Origin of the sequence: Streptomyces sp. NBC_00376 (assembly GCF_036077095.1) — a bacterium.
Lineage (GTDB): Bacteria > Actinomycetota > Actinomycetes > Streptomycetales > Streptomycetaceae > Streptomyces.
This window is the reverse complement of sequence record NZ_CP107960.1, coordinates 2,341,091-2,357,925: the sequence shown is the minus strand read 5'-3', so window position 1 is coordinate 2,357,925 and position 16,835 is coordinate 2,341,091. Positions and strand designations below refer to the sequence as shown.

At 69.2% G+C, this 16,835-nt stretch carries 12 protein-coding genes; 10 read left to right on the top strand and 2 right to left on the bottom strand.

Annotated features, from left to right (window positions below):
• The first annotated feature begins 132 nt into the window (after positions 1 to 132).
• The 10 genes from OG842_RS10385 (at position 133) to OG842_RS10340 (ending at position 14,667) form a co-directional block, all read left to right on the top strand.
• A complete protein-coding gene (locus OG842_RS10385; RefSeq protein WP_266729346.1) occupies positions 133 to 5,562 on the top strand; it encodes a HAMP domain-containing protein in 5,430 nt (1,809 codons plus the stop codon).
• Between the two features lie 244 nt (positions 5,563 to 5,806).
• A complete protein-coding gene (locus OG842_RS10380) occupies positions 5,807 to 6,481 on the top strand; it encodes a response regulator (protein ID WP_266729345.1) in 675 nt (224 codons plus the stop codon).
• Positions 6,482 to 6,756: 275 nt separating this feature from the next.
• Positions 6,757 to 9,537 carry a DNA translocase FtsK gene (locus OG842_RS10375; protein ID WP_266729344.1) on the top strand — a complete coding sequence of 927 codons (2,781 nt, stop codon included), beginning with the start codon at positions 6,757 to 6,759 and terminating at the stop codon, positions 9,535 to 9,537.
• Positions 9,538 to 9,742: 205 nt separating this feature from the next.
• Entirely contained in the window at positions 9,743 to 10,543 is an 801-nt protein-coding gene (locus OG842_RS10370; RefSeq protein ID WP_266729343.1) for a helix-turn-helix domain-containing protein, read from the top strand.
• Positions 10,544 to 10,690: 147 nt separating this feature from the next.
• Positions 10,691 to 12,166, top strand: coding sequence for a 30S ribosomal protein S12 methylthiotransferase RimO (gene rimO, locus OG842_RS10365; protein ID WP_266729342.1), 1,476 nt, complete (start codon positions 10,691 to 10,693; stop codon positions 12,164 to 12,166).
• Positions 12,163 to 12,876, top strand: coding sequence for a CDP-diacylglycerol--glycerol-3-phosphate 3-phosphatidyltransferase (pgsA, locus tag OG842_RS10360; protein WP_266729341.1), 714 nt, complete (start codon positions 12,163 to 12,165; stop codon positions 12,874 to 12,876). The genes rimO and pgsA overlap by 4 nt, the downstream gene beginning before the upstream one ends.
• The gene (locus OG842_RS10355; protein ID WP_266729340.1) at positions 12,873 to 13,382 is read left to right on the top strand and encodes a CinA family protein; all 510 of its coding nucleotides are present in this window, start codon (positions 12,873 to 12,875) and stop codon (positions 13,380 to 13,382) included. Before pgsA ends, OG842_RS10355 begins: the two co-directional genes overlap by 4 nt.
• A gap of 109 nt (positions 13,383 to 13,491) precedes the next feature.
• Positions 13,492 to 13,875: a helix-turn-helix domain-containing protein gene (locus tag OG842_RS10350; protein WP_114247014.1), complete on the top strand. Its 384-nt coding sequence runs from the start codon at positions 13,492 to 13,494 to the stop codon at positions 13,873 to 13,875.
• Positions 13,876 to 14,151: 276 nt separating this feature from the next.
• Positions 14,152 to 14,343: a CsbD family protein gene (locus OG842_RS10345; RefSeq protein WP_266729339.1), complete on the top strand. Its 192-nt coding sequence runs from the start codon at positions 14,152 to 14,154 to the stop codon at positions 14,341 to 14,343.
• Between the two features lie 186 nt (positions 14,344 to 14,529).
• A complete protein-coding gene (locus tag OG842_RS10340; RefSeq protein WP_266729338.1) occupies positions 14,530 to 14,667 on the top strand; it encodes a hypothetical protein in 138 nt (45 codons plus the stop codon).
• Positions 14,668 to 15,028: 361 nt separating this feature from the next.
• Here OG842_RS10340 and OG842_RS10335 read toward each other — a convergent pair whose 3' ends face one another.
• Together OG842_RS10335 and OG842_RS10330 are read right to left on the bottom strand one after the other, a co-directional pair.
• The gene (locus OG842_RS10335; protein ID WP_266729337.1) at positions 15,029 to 15,793 is read right to left on the bottom strand and encodes an SDR family NAD(P)-dependent oxidoreductase; all 765 of its coding nucleotides are present in this window, start codon (positions 15,791 to 15,793) and stop codon (positions 15,029 to 15,031) included.
• 50 nt (positions 15,794 to 15,843) lie between these two features.
• Positions 15,844 to 16,665 carry a DNA-formamidopyrimidine glycosylase family protein gene (locus tag OG842_RS10330; RefSeq protein ID WP_266729336.1) on the bottom strand — a complete coding sequence of 274 codons (822 nt, stop codon included), beginning with the start codon at positions 16,663 to 16,665 and terminating at the stop codon, positions 15,844 to 15,846.
• Positions 16,666 to 16,835 lie beyond the last annotated feature (170 nt).

Here is a 16,835-nt window from a genome sequence, read left to right as displayed (position 1 = left end):
GGTGAGCCAAGAAGAACTGGGCAAGCTCCCAGATAAGGCCCGAGCGATACGGTCAACCCCTGCGGGAGGGACACGGTGGAGTCTGGCGTGGCGGCGCGGGGCAGAAGCACGCGCACAAAAGGCGGACAGTCCGTGAAGAAACAGCGCAATGGAACCATCGACGTCGACGCGGCGGCGCTCAACAGACTGTTGGCGGGCCTCGTGGCGATGCGCGACGGGAATTTCCGCAGGCGTCTGACCGTCTCGGGCGACGACGTGATGGCGGAGATCGCGGCGGTCTTCAACGAGGTCGCCGACCGTAATCTGCATCTCACCGGTGAGCTGGCCCGGGTGCGGCGGGTGGTCGGACGCGAGGGGAAGCTCACCGAGCGGCTGGAGACGGGCGCCTGCGAGGGCTCCTGGGCCGCCGCGATCGACGCCTCCAACGAGCTGGTCGACGATCTGGCCCGCCCGGTCTCGGAGGTCGGGCGGGTGCTGTCGGCGGTGGCCGACGGTGATCTCGAACAGCGGATGGAACTGCGTTCGCACACGTCCGACGAGACGGTACGGCCGCTGCGCGGCGAGTTCCTGAAGGTCGCCCGTACGGTCAACAGCCTCGTCGACCAGCTGTCGGCGTTCACCGAGCAGGTGACGCGGGTCGCGGTCGAGGTGGGTACCGAGGGCAAACTGGGCGGACAGGCCCAGGTGCGCGGGATGTCCGGGTCCTGGAAGGACCTCACGGACTCCGTGAACACCATGGCGTACCGGCTGACCGCGCAGGTGCGCGACATCGCCCTGGTGACCACGGCGGTCGCCAAGGGCGATCTGTCGCGGAAGGTCACCGTCCATGTGGCCGGTGAGATGCTCCAGCTGAAGAACACCGTCAACACGATGGTCGACCAGCTGTCGTCGTTCTCCTCCGAGGTGACCCGGGTCGCCCGTGAGGTGGGTACGGAGGGCGAGCTCGGCGGTCAGGCGACCGTGCCGGGTGTGGCGGGTGTGTGGAAGGACCTCACCGACTCCGTCAACACGATGGCCGGGAACCTCACCTCCCAGGTGCGCGGGATCGCCGAGGTGACGACGGCGGTCGCCAACGGCGACCTGTCCCAGAAGGTCACGGTGAGCGCCCGCGGCGAGGTCGCGCAACTGGCCGAGACCATCAACCAGATGACCGACACGCTGCGCCTCTTCGCGGACGAAGTGACCCGGGTGGCCAGCGAGGTCGGTGGCGAGGGTCTGCTCGGCGGGCAGGCGAAGGTGCCTGGGGCGGCGGGGACGTGGAAGGACCTCACCGACTCGGTGAACACGGTCTTCCGGAACCTGACTACGCAGGTGCGGGACATCGCGCAGGTGACCAAGGCGGTGGCCAACGGTGACATGACGCAGAAGGTCACCGTGGATGTGGCCGGCGAGATGCTGGAGCTTAAGAACACCGTCAACACGATGGTGGACCAGCTCCAGGCCTTCGGTTCGGAAGTGACCCGGGTGGCCCGGGAGGTCGGTGTGGAGGGCCGCCTCGGCGGTCAGGCCGAGGTGCCTGGGGCGGCGGGGACCTGGAAGGACCTCACCGACTCGGTGAACGCCGCGTTCCGGAACCTCACGGGCCAGGTGCGGGACATCGCGCAGGTGACGACCGCGGTGGCCAACGGTGACATGACGCAGAAGGTCACCGTGGATGTCGCGGGCGAGATGCTGGAGCTGAAGAACACCGTCAACACGATGGTGGCGCAGCTCTCGAACTTCGCCGACCAGGTGACGCGGATGGCGCGGGACGTGGGCACGGAGGGCCGCCTCGGAGGCCAGGCACGGGTGGACGGCGTCTCCGGTACCTGGAAGGAACTCACCGACTCCGTCAACTTCATGGCCGGGAACCTGACTTCGCAGGTCCGCCAGATCGCCCAGGTGACCACGGCGGTGGCGCGCGGTGACCTGTCGCAGAAGATCGATGTGGACGCGCGGGGCGAGATCCTTGAGCTGAAGAACACCATCAACACGATGGTCGACCAGCTCTCCGCCTTCGCGGATCAGGTGACCCGGGTGGCCCGCGAGGTCGGCACCGACGGGCGGCTCGGCGGGCAGGCACAGGTGCCCGGCGTGGCCGGTGTGTGGCGTGATCTGACCGACTCGGTGAACGGCATGGCGGGCAACCTGACCGCTCAGGTCCGTAACATCGCGCAGGTCGCCACGGCGGTGGCGCGCGGTGACCTGTCGCAGAAGATCGATGTGGATGCCCGGGGCGAGATCCTTGAGCTGAAGAACACCATCAACACGATGGTCGACCAGCTCTCGAACTTCGCCGAGCAGGTGACCAGGGTCGCCCGTGAGGTGGGTACGGAGGGCATCCTCGGCGGCCAGGCCGAGGTGCAGGGGGTGTCTGGTACGTGGAAGGACCTCACCCAGTCCGTCAACGGCATGGCGAACAACCTGACCCTGCAGGTCCGCAACATCGCCGAGGTCACCACCGCGGTCGCCAACGGCGATCTCTCCAAGAAGATCACCGTCGATGCCAAGGGCGAGATCCTCGAACTGGTCACGACCGTCAACACCATGGTCGACCAGCTGCTCAACTTCGCCGACGAGGTGACGCGGGTCGCCCGCGAGGTGGGCACCGAGGGCATCCTCGGCGGTCAGGCCCGGGTGCCGGGAGCGACCGGCATCTGGAAGGACCTCAGCGACAACGTCAATCTGATGGCCAACAACCTGACCAGTCAGGTGCGGAACATCTCCCGGGTCTCCTCGGCGGTCGCCAACGGCGACCTGAGGAAGAAGGTCACCGTCGAGGCGCGCGGCGAGGTCGCCGAGCTCGCGGACACCGTCAACACGATGGTGACGACGCTGTCCTCGTTCGCCGACGAGGTGACGCGGGTCGCCCGCGAGGTGGGCACGGAGGGCGAACTCGGCGGCCAGGCGCGGGTGCCGGGCGTCTCGGGTACGTGGAAGGACCTCACCGAGTCGGTGAACTCGATGGCGTCCAACCTGACCGGTCAGGTGCGCCAGATCGCGGCGGTCACCACCGCCATCGCCAAGGGCGACCTCACCAAGAAGATCGACATCGACGCGCGCGGTGAGATCCAGCAGCTGAAGAACACCATCAACACGATGGTCGACCAGCTGTCCTCGTTCGCCGAGCAGGTGACCCGGGTGGCCCGCGAGGTGGGCACCGAGGGTCAGCTGGGCGGTCAGGCCCGGGTCCGGGACGTCGACGGCACCTGGCGCGACCTCACCGAGTCGGTGAACGAGATGGCCGGCAACCTCACCCGCCAGGTGCGGGCCATCGCGGCCGTCGCCACCGCGGTGACCCGCGGTGATCTCAATCTGAAGATCGATGTGGACGCGGCCGGCGAGATCCAGGCCCTGCAGGACAACATCAACACGATGATCGCCAACCTGCGCGACACCACGGCGACCAACAAGGAACAGGACTGGCTCAAGGGCAACCTCGCCCGGATCTCCGGTCTGATGCAGGGGCGTCGCGACCTGGACGACGTGGCCTCGCTGATCATGAGCGAGCTGACCCCGGTCGTCTCCGCGCAGCACGGTGCGTTCTTCCTGGCCATGCCGACCGGGGACACCGCCGCGGTGGGCTCGGACAGCGACAAGGACAACTCGTACGAACTCTGCATGAGGGGCAGCTACGGATACTCGGCCGGTTCGATGCCGACGTCCTTCCGGCCGGGCGAGACGCTCATCGGTACGGCGGCCGAGGAGAAGCGGACCATCCAGGTGGACAACGTTCCGCCGGGCTATCTGAAGATCTCCTCCGGGCTGGGCGAGGCACCTCCCGCGCATGTGATCGTGCTGCCGGTGCTTTTCGAGGGGAAGGTCCTCGGCGTGATCGAGCTGGCGTCGTTCCAGCCGTTCACCCACATCCAGCGGGACTTCCTCAACCAGCTCGCCGAAATGATCGCGACGAGCGTCAACACCATCAGCGTCAATACGAAGACCGAGAAACTGCTCGAACAGTCGCAGGAGCTGGCCGAGCAATTGCGGGATCGTTCACAGGAGTTGGAGAACCGGCAGAAGGCGCTCCAGGCCTCCAACGCGGAACTGGAGGAGAAGGCCGAGCTGCTGGCCCAGCAGAACCGCGACATCGAGGTCAAGAACACCGAGATCGAAGAGGCCCGGCAGGTCCTGGAGGAGCGCGCCGAGCAGCTCGCGGTCTCGATGCGCTACAAGTCCGAATTCCTGGCGAACATGTCGCACGAGCTGCGTACACCGCTCAACTCGCTGCTCATTCTGGCCAAGCTGCTCGCGGACAATGCCGAGGGCAATCTCTCGCCGAAGCAGGTGGAATTCGCCGAGACGATCCACGGCGCCGGATCCGATCTGCTCCAGCTGATCAATGACATTCTCGATCTGACGAAGGTCGAGGCGGGCAAGATGGACGTCAGCCCGACCCGGATCGCACTGGTTCAGCTGGTGGACTACGTGGAGGCGACGTTCCGCCCGCTCACCGCGGAGAAGGGGCTCGACTTCTCCGTACGGGTATCGCCCGAACTGCCCGCGACCCTGCACACGGACGAGCAGCGGCTCCTGCAGGTGCTGCGCAATCTCCTCTCCAACGCGGTGAAGTTCACCGACAGCGGGGCGGTCGAGCTGGTGATCCGGCACGCCAACGAGGATGTGCCGAACGCCATCCGGGAGCAGCTCCTGGAGGCCGGCTCGCTGCGCGACGCGGATGCCGACCTGATCGCGTTCTCGGTCACCGACACCGGTATCGGGATCGCCGCCAGCAAGATGCTGGTGATCTTCGAGGCGTTCAAGCAGGCGGACGGTACGACCAGTCGCAAGTACGGCGGCACGGGGCTCGGGCTGTCCATCAGCCGGGAGATCGCCCGGCTGCTGGGCGGCGAGATCCACGCGGCCAGTGAGCCGGGCCGTGGCTCGACCTTCACGCTGTATCTGCCGCTGCACCCGAGCGAGTTGCCGCCGCAGGGGTACCCGCAGATCGGGCCCGGTCCCATCGAGGGGCACGGCGCAGCGGCCGAGGAAGGGCTGCTGCCGGAGGCCGGTCCGGGTGCCGACCCGGCGGCCGAGGCACCGGATCCGGGCGGCGCGGTCGGCCTGATGCGGCGTCGCCGCAAGAGCCTGGGGAGCACGGAACGGCGGCTCGCGCTGCCGCCCCGGAGCGCCGCGCCGACCGCTCCGCAGGAGCCGTGGGCGCTCGCCGGGCAGGAGGAACCCGAGGTCCGCAGGACGTTCCGGTTCCGTGGCGAGAAGGTGCTCATCGTCGACGACGACATCCGCAACGTCTTCGCGCTCACCAGCGTGCTGGAGCAGCACGGGCTTTCGGTGCTGTACGCGGAGAACGGACGCGTCGGCATCGAAGTCCTGGAACAGCACGACGATGTGACAGTCGTACTGATGGACATCATGATGCCGGAGATGGACGGCTATGCCACGACGGCGGCGATCCGGCGGATGCCGCAGTTCGCCGGGCTGCCGATCGTCGCGTTGACCGCGAAGGCGATGAAGGGTGACCGGGAGAAGGCGATCGAATCCGGCGCTTCCGACTATGTCACCAAGCCTGTCGATCCTGATCATCTCCTTTCCGTAATGGAGCAGTGGATGCGCGGAGAGTGATCATTGAACGAGGGAATCCGGACGAGTTGCTGATCGACTGTGCTCGCAGGGGTGTGAGGGGGCGGAATACGGGGAACCTTCTCGTCCCCCACCGCGTTTCTGCTGTGTGCACAGTGACATCGCGGTGACAGGGTGTGGCGACGGGCGGGGTGCGGCTACCATGACCGGCACAAGGACGGACGGCGTAAGGGAGTCGTCCCCTGGGGCGGCGCCCGGTGAAATTCCGGGGCGAGGAGGACGGGCCATGGTACAGAAGGCCAAGATCCTCCTGGTCGATGACCGGCCGGAGAATCTGCTGGCGCTGGAGGCCATCCTCTCTGCGCTCGATCAGACACTGGTCCGGGCATCGTCAGGGGAGGAAGCGCTCAAGGCGCTGCTCACGGACGACTTCGCGGTCATTCTGCTGGACGTCCAGATGCCGGGCATGGACGGTTTCGAAACCGCCGCGCACATCAAGCGGCGGGAACGGACCCGGGACATCCCGATCATCTTTCTCACCGCGATCAACCACGGCCCGCATCACACCTTCCGGGGTTACGCGGCGGGCGCGGTGGACTACATCTCGAAGCCCTTCGACCCATGGGTGCTCCGCGCCAAGGTCTCGGTCTTCGTCGAGCTGTACATGAAGAACTGCAAGCTGCGCGAGCAGGCGGCGCTGCTGCGGCTCCAGCTCGAGGGCGATTCGGGCGGCGCGGACCACGAGAAGGAGCCCGCCGGGCTGCTCGCCGAGCTCTCGGCGCGGCTGGCAGCCGTCGAGGAGCAGGCGGAGGCGCTCTCCAAGCAGCTCGACGACGAGTCGGCGGACGCCGCGGCGGTGGCCACCGCCGCCCATCTGGAGCGCAAGCTGACCGGGCTGCGCCGGGCGCTCGACGCCCTGGAGCCCGGCACCGGCACCGGCCCGGCCACCCTTACCTCGTAACGCCGCATCCACCGTTACCTCGTAACGCCGTATCAGCCGCGTCCCGCACCGGGGGAGGGCCGGGTTCGCGGCGTTCCGGCGGTGTGATTTCGGGCCGGGGACGGGCGGTTGTCCGGGCGTCGGCCCAACTGGCCCCCCGGTCCGCCGATCGACGCGCCGAATCGGGGCGTCCGGCAGTGAGGCCGCGTCAGTTTGCGGCCCCCGCAAAGCGACACGGTCGGGTGAAGCGGCAGTCGCACGTGTTCACAGGCGCCGACAACGGTAACCTCGGCACCATGGCCTCACGTACGTCCGGCAAGGGTTCCCAGGGCACGGCGGGCACCGCGAAGCGCGTCGGCGGTACCGCGGGGCCGGCCAGGAAAGCCGCGCCGAAAGCCGCGCCCGCGAAGAAGACCGCCGCCAAGAAGACCGCGCCCGCCAAGAAGGCACCCGCCAAGAAGGCGGCGGCGAAGAAGGCGGCCCCGCCCAAGCCCGCCCCGTCGCCCACCGGTGGTGTGTACCGTCTGGCGCGCGCCGTCTGGCTCGGTGCGGCCCACGCCGTCGGAGCCACCTTCCGCGGCATAGGGCGCGGCGCCAAGGGACTCGACCCCGCACACCGCAAGGACGGCGTCGCGCTGCTGCTGCTCGGCCTCGCGCTGGTCGTCGCCGCGGGCACCTGGTCGAATCTGCGCGGACCCGTCGGCGACCTCGTGGAGATGCTCGTCACCGGGGCCTTCGGCCGACTCGATCTGCTCGTGCCGATACTGCTCGGCGCCATCGCCGTCCGGCTGATCCGCTACCCGGAGAAGCCCGAGGCCAACGGCCGGATCGTCATCGGGCTCTCCGCCCTCGTCATCGGGGTGCTCGGACAGGTCCACATCGCCTGCGGGTCACCCGGCCGGGAGGACGGCACCACGGCGATGCAGAACGCGGGCGGGCTTATCGGCTGGGCCGCCTCCAAGCCGTTGATCTACGCGATGGGCGAGGTCCTCGCCGTACCGCTGCTGTTGCTGCTCACCGTCTTCGGGCTGCTGGTCGTCACCGCCACCCCGGTGAACGCCATTCCGCAACGGCTCCGGCTGCTCGGCACCAAGCTGGGGCTCCTCCACCCGGAGTACGACCCCGAGGCGGACGAGGAGAACGACGACGAGCGCTACGAGGAGCAGTGGCGCGAGCAGCTTCCCGCCCGCTCCCGCCGCTCCCCGGCACGCCGCTCCGAAGTCTCCGACGAGTACGACCCCGAGCAGGCCGAGGCCGAAGTGCTCTCCAAGCGCCGCCGGCCGCGCAGGCCCTCCGTGCAGCCCGCGATGAACCGCACCATGGACGCGGTGGACGTGGCGGCCGCCGCGGCCGCGGCCCTCGACGGGGCGGTGCTCAACGGCATGCCGCCCTCGCCGATCGTCGCCGACCTCACCCAGGGCGTCTCCGTCGAGCGCGAACGCCAGGGCACACCGGTGCCGGGTGCCAGGGAGGCCGAACCCTCCTCCGGAGGAGGGAAGCCGCCGGCCCCCACGGGCGGCGTACCCGATCTGACGAAGCCGGTGCCCGACTCGCAGTCCCAGCCGCTGCCGGCCCGCGCCGAACAGCTCCAGCTCTCCGGCGACATCACCTACTCGCTGCCCTCGCTCGACCTGCTGGAACGCGGTGGCCCGGGCAAGACCCGCAGCGCCGCCAACGACGCGATCGTCGCCGCGCTGACCAACGTCTTCACCGAGTTCAAGGTCGACGCCGCCGTCACCGGCTTCACCCGCGGACCGACGGTCACGCGGTACGAGGTGGAGCTCGGCCCGGCGGTGAAGGTCGAGCGGATCACCGCGCTCGCCAAGAACATCGCCTACGCCGTCGCCAGCCCCGACGTCCGGATCATCTCCCCGATCCCGGGCAAGTCGGCGGTCGGCATCGAGATCCCCAACACCGACCGGGAGATGGTCAACCTAGGCGACGTACTGCGCCTCGCGGACGCCGCCGAGGACGACCACCCGATGCTGGTCGCGCTCGGCAAGGACGTGGAGGGCGGCTATGTGATGGCCAACCTGGCGAAGATGCCGCACGTGCTGGTGGCCGGTGCGACCGGTTCCGGCAAGTCGTCGTGCATCAACTGCCTGATCACCTCGGTCATGGTGCGGGCGACCCCGGACGACGTCCGCATGGTGCTGGTCGACCCCAAGCGCGTCGAGCTGACGGCGTACGAGGGCATCCCGCACCTGATCACGCCGATCATCACCAACCCGAAGCGCGCCGCCGAGGCGCTCCAGTGGGTCGTGCGGGAGATGGACCTGCGGTACGACGACCTCGCGGCGTTCGGCTACCGGCACATCGACGACTTCAACCAGGCCGTCCGCAACGGCAAGGTCAAGCCGCCGGAGGGCAGCGAGCGCGAACTCTCGCCCTACCCGTATCTGCTGGTGATCGTCGACGAGCTCGCCGACCTGATGATGGTCGCTCCGCGCGACGTGGAGGACGCCATCGTCCGGATCACCCAGCTGGCCCGCGCCGCCGGTATCCACCTGGTGCTCGCGACCCAGCGGCCCTCGGTCGACGTCGTCACCGGTCTGATCAAGGCGAACGTGCCCTCCCGGCTCGCCTTCGCGACCTCGTCGCTGGCCGACAGCCGGGTCATCCTCGACCAGCCCGGCGCCGAGAAGCTCATCGGAAAGGGTGACGGTCTGTTCCTGCCGATGGGCGCGAACAAGCCGACCCGGATGCAGGGCGCCTTCGTCACCGAGGACGAGGTCGCGGCCGTCGTCCAGCACTGCAAGGATCAGATGGCGCCGGTCTTCCGCGAGGACGTGGTGGTCGGCACCGCCAAGAAGAAGGAGATCGACGAGGATATCGGCGACGACCTGGACCTGCTCTGCCAGGCCGCCGAACTGGTCGTCTCCACGCAGTTCGGGTCCACCTCGATGCTTCAGCGCAAGCTGCGGGTCGGCTTCGCGAAAGCGGGCCGGCTGATGGACCTGATGGAGTCGAGGAACATCGTCGGACCCAGCGAGGGGTCGAAGGCGCGCGACGTCATGGTGAAACCCGACGAGCTGGACGGGGTGTTGGCTCTGATCCGCGGGGAAACCGGTTCGTAAGGGTGTTACGGGCAACCGTTTCGCCGGGTCGTACGTCAACTTGGAGGGAGGGGCGGCAGAATTGTCCTTCCCGGGGCGGTCCGGAGAATCGGACAGTGATTCGAGTCCGATGGAGGACAAAGTCCTTCCTCCCGGTTGCCCCACCCTTTCGTACCCCCCCTAGACTGAACACCCAGCAGGTGGCTCACGCTCGAAAGGCGCCCCCGTGTCCATCGGCAACTCCCCCGAAGACGACCGGCCTTCGATCGGTCGAGTGCTCCAGCAGGCTCGTATCGCCGCAGGTCTCACGGTCGAAGAGATCAGCTCGTCCACCCGGGTGCGCATCCCCATCGTGCACGCGATCGAAGAGGACGACTTCTCCCGCTGCGGCGGCGACGTGTACGCGCGCGGCCATATCCGTACGCTCGCGCGTGCCGTCGAACTCGATCCGGAACCGCTGGTTTCGCAGTACGACGCGGAACACGGCGGCCGTCCCGCTCCCACCTCCGCGGCGCCGCTGTTCGAGGCCGAGAGAATCCGTTCCGAACCCCGTCGGCCCAACTGGACGGCGGCCATGGTCGCGGCGATCGTCGCCGTAGTCGGTTTCGTCGGCTTCACCTTCCTCAAGGGCGGCGACGACAGTCCCGCAGCCACCCAGGTCGCGGAGGGTCCCGCACCCCACAAGAAGAGCCCCGCACCGAAGACCGGCAAGCCCGTCGACCCCAAGCCGGCGCCTTCGGACAGCGCCATCGCCGCGGCACCCAGGGACAAGGTGACCGTCCGGCTCAACGCCAACCAGGGCAAGAGCTGGATCTCCGCCAAGGACCACAACGGGCGGCTGCTCTTCGATGGTCTGCTGCTCCAGGGCGAGACCAAGACCTTCCAGGACAAGGAACGGGTCGACCTCGTCCTCGGTGACGCGGGCTCGATCGAGCTCTTCGTCAACGGCAAGAAGGTCGAGGACCAGTTCCAGCCCGGCCAGGTCGAGCGGCTCTCGTACACCAAGGGCGACCCGGCGGTCGGCTGACCCCGGTACGCACAGTTTCCTCAGGCGGCATCGACGACACGGCGAGCGCCCGGCAAACAAGCCGGGCGCTCGCCGCATTTGTTACTCGGTGTAACGGTGGAACCCTGCGCGGCAGGGCGAGTGCGGGGACAAAGTAGTCTTGAGCCCATGCCCGAACGCCGTACCGTCGCCCTTGTCACTCTTGGCTGCGCCCGTAACGAGGTGGACTCGGAGGAGCTCGCAGGCCGCTTGGCAGCGGACGGCTGGGAGCTCGTCCAGGACGCCTCCGACGCGGATGTCGCCGTAGTCAACACCTGTGGATTCGTCGAGGCCGCCAAGAAGGACTCCGTCGACGCCCTGCTCGAAGCCAATGATCTGAAGGATCACGGCAGAACCCAGGCCGTGGTCGCCGTCGGCTGCATGGCCGAGCGCTACGGCAAGGACCTCGCCGAGGCCCTGCCCGAGGCGGACGGCGTCCTCGGCTTCGACGACTACGCCGACATCTCCGACCGCCTCCAGACCATCCTCAACGGCGGCATCCACGCCTCGCACACCCCGCGCGACCGCCGCAAGCTGCTGCCGATCAGCCCGGCCGAGCGGCAGGACGCGGCCGTGGCCCTGCCCGGTCACGCACAGGAGGCCGCACCGGCCCCCGCCCCCGAGGACCTCCCGGACGGAGTCGCCCCGGTCTCCGGGCCGCGCGCGCCCCTGCGCCGGCGGCTGGGCACCAGCCCCGTCGCCTCGGTGAAGCTCGCCTCCGGCTGCGACCGCCGTTGCTCCTTCTGCGCCATTCCGTCCTTCCGCGGCTCCTTCATCTCGCGGCGCCCCTCGGACGTGCTGCAGGAGACCCGCTGGCTGGCCGAGCAGGGCGTCAAGGAGGTCATGCTCGTCTCCGAGAACAACACCTCGTACGGCAAGGACCTCGGCGACATCCGGCTGCTGGAGACGCTGCTGCCGGAGCTCGCCGACGTCGAGGGCATCGAGCGGATCCGGGTCAGCTACCTCCAGCCGGCCGAGATGCGGCCCGGCCTGATCGACGTGCTGACTTCGACGCCGAAGGTCGCGCCCTACTTCGATCTTTCCTTCCAGCACTCGGCCCCCGGTGTGCTGCGGGCGATGCGCCGCTTCGGCGACACCGACCGGTTCCTGGAGCTGCTGGACACCATCCGGAGCAAGGCGCCGCAGGCCGGTGCCCGCTCCAACTTCATCGTGGGCTTCCCCGGCGAGACCGAGGCCGACCTGGCGGAGCTGGAACGCTTCCTCACCGGTGCCCGGCTCGACGCCATCGGCGTCTTCGGCTACTCCGACGAGGAGGGCACCGAGGCCGTCGGCTACGAGAACAAGCTGGACGCCGACGTCATCGCCGAGCGGCTCGCGCACATCTCGCAGCTGGCCGAGGAGCTGACCTCGCAGCGTGCCGAGGAGCGCCTGGGCGAGTCGCTCCAGGTGCTGGTCGAGTCCGTGGACGACGAGGACGGTGCGGTGGGCCGCGCGGCACACCAGGCACCCGAGACGGACGGCCAGGTGCTCTTCACGACACGCGACGGCCTCGTACCCGGCCTTATGGTCGAGGCAAAGGTCGTGGGCACCGAAGGAGTGGATCTGGTGGCCGAGTGTTCCGGACTCGTGGAGGCAGCCAGATGACGGGAGCCCCGGCATCCGCGGCAGGCGGCTCCGGCGCGAAGCCGGTCCGCGGCGGCAAGCTGGGCACTGCGGCCGTCAATCAGGCCAGCCTGTGGAACATCGCCAATCTGCTCACCATGCTGCGGCTGGTGCTGGTGCCCGGCTTCGTGCTGCTGTTGCTGCACCACGGCGGGTACGACCCGGTCTGGCGTTCGTTCGCCTGGGCGGCCTTCGCCATCGCCATGATCACCGACCTGTTCGACGGCCATCTGGCGCGCACGTACAACCTGGTCACCGACTTCGGGAAGATCGCCGACCCGATCGCGGACAAGGCGATCATGGGCGCTGCGCTGGTCTGTCTCTCGTACCTCGGTGATCTGCCCTGGTGGGTCACCGGCGTGATCCTCTTCCGCGAGCTCGGCATCACGCTGATGCGGTTCTGGGTGATACGGCATGCGGTGATTCCGGCCAGTCGCGGCGGGAAGATGAAGACCCTGGCGCAGGGGACGGCCGTCGGGATGTACGTCCTGGCTCTCACCGGTCCACTTGCCACCCTGCGCTTCTGGGTGATGGCGGTGGCCGTCGTGCTGACGGTGGTCACCGGGCTCGACTACGTGCGCCAGGCCGTGGTGCTGCGTCGCAAGGGGCTCGCCGCCGAGCGGGCCGCCGCTGTGGCTGGGCCGGTCCAGGGGGCCACGGGAAGCCGTGATTCGGCGGAGGCCGAGCGGTGACTGCCGCGGCCAGGGTGCTGGAGCTGCTCGTGGAGCGTGGTGAGACCCTTGCCGTCGCGGAGTCGCTCACCGGCGGTCTGGTCGCGGCGGAACTCACCTCGGTGCCGGGGGCCTCGCGCTCCTTCCGGGGCTCCGTGACGGCGTACGCGACGCCCCTGAAGCGGGATGTCCTGGGTGTGGACGGGGGCCTGCTGACGGAGCGCGGTGCGGTCGACCCGGAGGTGGCGCGGCAGATGGCAGCCGGTGTGCGTCGCGTCCTCGGGGCGGACTGGGGCATGGCCACCACGGGGGTCGCCGGCCCTGATCCGCAGGACGGCAAGGCCGTGGGGACGGTCTATGTCGCGGTGGCCGGGCCGGGCGGCGTGCAGAATATGGCCGAGCTGAGGTTGAACGGTGGACGGGCGGACATCCGTAAAGAGAGCGTACGGAGCGTGCTCGAGTTGCTCTCCGCCGAACTCGGCAAGAATGCAAGGGCACAGGATACGGAACAGAACGGGGGGAATTGATGTTTGCAGCCCTGAGTGAACACGACATCGCTCCCCGCACGGCCGCGGCGCGAGGCGGTACGGTGGGGCGTGAAGGATGCGGCTACGCGGTCCGAGGAGGGAGCCACCGATGATTCTGCTCCGTCGCCTGCTTGGTGACGTGCTGCGTCGGCAGCGCCAGCGCCAAGGCCGTACTCTGCGCGAAGTCTCCTCGTCCGCCCGAGTCTCGCTCGGCTATCTCTCCGAGGTGGAGCGGGGGCAGAAGGAGGCATCCTCCGAACTGCTCTCCGCCATTTGCGACGCGCTTGACGTACGGATGTCCGAGCTCATGCGTGAAGTGAGCGATGAGCTGTCGCTGGCCGAACTGGCCGAGTCGGCAGCAGTCAGCGATCCGGTGCCTGTGCCGGTCCGGCCAATGCTCAACTCCGTCTCCGTGACGTCGGTGGCAGGTGTGCCGACGGGACGGGTGACCATCAAGGCGCCCGCGGAAGCGGTGGATGTCGTCGCCGCCTGACCCGCGCGGTCCGGTGTGAAACGGTGTGTGGCGGAGCCCCGGTCGTCCCCTTGAGGGGGAGGCCGGGGCTTCTGCGTGCTCGGGGCGGGCTCAGGCGCTCGGGGTGGGCTTGGGGTGGGCTTGGACCGTGCTCGGGCTGTGCTCGGGGTGGATGGCTCGGGGCGTGCTCGGGTGGGTGGCTCGGACGGTTCTCAAATGACCGATTTGTTTCGTTTGTGTCATCGTGGGTGAAGCCGAACAGGCAGATCGAACATCCCCGTACCCGAAGGAGTAGCAATGGTTGACGAAGGCGCCAAGGACAAGATGAAGGGCAAGGCGAAGGAAGCCATGGGCAAGATGACCGGCGACCGTCGCAAGGAGGCCGAGGGCAAGATGGACCAGGCCAAGGGCCGGGCCAAGGGCGCCATGAGCGACGCCGAGAAGCAAGCGAAGGGCATGAAGGACTCGCTGCGCCGCGACGAGCACTGACCGCGTCCGCCGAGCCCCCACTCGAATCGGTGGGGGCTCAGTGGCGCCGAGGTGCCCCTCGTTCTGGATGCGGTCCGGGCGCTGCCGGGCGAGACTGCGGGGAGCGGGCCGCCGGCCGGTGGGATCCGGTGCGGTGAGGTCGCCCGCAGTACGGCGGGGTCGTGCGCTCCGGTTACGTACCGGAGAGTGTCCGGCCGCGGCGGGCCCGATCCGGCGCAGCACGCCCTGGAGTTCTGGGCAAGAGCGTGCAACGGTCTGCGGCTGTACGCCGCGCGCTGGTGGTGCGCCGATGCGCTCTCCCGCCGGGTGAGTGCGCCGCACTAGGTTCGGCCGGAGGAGGCAGCCATGGTACGGCGATGGGTGCCGGCGCTCGTTCTCGGCGGGGTGTGGTGGTGGGCCGTGCTGCGGCTCATGCTGGAACCGGCCCATGCGGGACTTGTCGAGGGTGCGGTGGCGGCGGGTGGATGGGGCCTGAGTCTGCTGCCCGTGCATGTGGCCGCGACCGCCGGATCGGCGGGTGCGGGCCTGACGGGCATGGCGGCGGACGGCGGGGGCGCGGAATCGGGTGCTGCCCGATGGGCGGCCCTCGGCGTGCGGTGGGCGGGCTGTTGGCTCGCTGTCGGCGTGCGGAGCGCGAGCCGTTGGGCGGCTGCTGGGGTGCAGGGTGCGGAGCGGGTTCGACGGGTCACCAGGGCATGGCTACGCCGCCGTTCGGGCGGAGGATCTGGCCGGTCATGAAGGCCGACGCGTCGGAAGCGAGGTGGAGCACGGTGTGGGCGACGTCCTCCGGTTCGCCCACCCGTCCCAGCGGGGAGATCCGGGCCATCGTCGTCTCCACACGTTGCTGCCGGTCCGCGTCGTGGCGGGCGGTCATGGGCGTACGGATCCAGCCCGGGGCGACGGCGTTGACGCGGATCGCGTGCGGCCCCAGTTCGGTCGCCAGTGTCTTCGTGAGCTGGACGACCGCCGCCTTGGCCGCGCTGTAGCAGAACAGTCCCGGGCCCGAGGAGTCGACCGCTCCCGAGGCCATGGTGATCAGTGAGCCGGGGGCGCCGCGGGCGATCATGCCGCGGGCCACCTCCTGGCAGGCGTACAGCACGCCCTTGAAATTGACCGAGAGGACGCGGTCGAGGTCCTCGTCCGAGGTCTCCAGGACGCTGCTCGAATGCATGATTCCGGCGACGGCCGCCAGGATGTCCAGGTCGCCCGCTGCGGCCACTGCGGCCCCGACCCGACTGCGGTCGGTGACATCGAGGACCTGAATGTGGGATGTGCCACCCGCTTCGTTGATCAGGTCCCGGGTTTCCAGCAGGCCCTTCTCGTCGAGATCCGTGCAGTGCACCGTGGCGCCCGCGGCCGCGAGCAGGACGGCGCTGGCCCGGCCGATGCCGCCTGCCGCGCCGGTGACGAACGCGGAGCGGCCCGTGAGGTCGTACGCGGTGAGGGGCATGACCGGACGGTACGACTGGAACTGACGGAACGTCAACTACTGGGCGGCCCTCAGCTGGTGGGGCCCGACTGGCAGTGCGGGCACCAGTAGGCGGGGCGGGCGTCCTGGTCCGCGGTGCGGATGGGGGTGCCGCAGCGCAGACAGGGTCGGTCGGCCCTGCCGTAGACCCAGAGCCGTTCCTTCGGGCCGGGGCCGGGGCCGGGGCCGGAGCCGCGTGGGGCGCGCGTGGTCGTGGTCGTGCGCATCGGGCGGTCGCGATTGGCTTCGAGGAGCTGCTTGGCCGTGGTGACCAGGCGGGCGGCGGTGGGGGCGGGGAGGTCGCCGACGGCGAGCCAGGGGGTGGCGCGGGCCAGGAAGCAGAGCTCGGCCTTGTAGATGTTGCCGATTCCGGCCAGGTTGCGCTGGTCCAGCAGGGCTTCACCGAGCGGGCGGCCGGGGTCGGCGAGCAGATTGCGCAGAGCGGTCTCGGGGTCCCAGTCCGGGCCCAGCAGATCGGGGCCGAGGTGGCCGACCGCCTTCGCCTCGTCCTGGGTGCGGAGCAGTTCGAGGACGGGCAGCCGGTAGCCGACCGCGGTGTGATCCGTGTTGGCGAGGATCGCGCGGATCTGATGGGCGGGGCCACCGCGCCAGCGCTCGCCCGGGGCGTAGACGCGCCACGCACCGTCCATCCGGAGGTGGCTGTGCAGGGTGAGGCCGCCCTCGACGCGGGTGAGGAGATGCTTGCCGCGCGAGATGACGTCCAGGACCGTCCGGCCGGTGAGGTCGGCGGTGGCGAAGCGGGGGACGCGCAGGTCGGAGCGGGTGAGGATCCGACCGGCGAGTGCGGTGCGCAGACGTACGGCGGTCTGCAGGACGGTGTCTCCTTCGGGCATGCCTCCATGATGCGGGGCGGGGAGCGCCGTGCGAGGGTGTGTGGCTTCCGCGTACGGGGGCGTGCGCGGGGCGTGGCGATGCGAGGGCTTGGTACGGGTGCGGCGATACGGGCGTGTGTGCGTGGTGCTGCCGACGGCGCCGGCGATGCGGTGGGCCAGGAGCGGGGCGT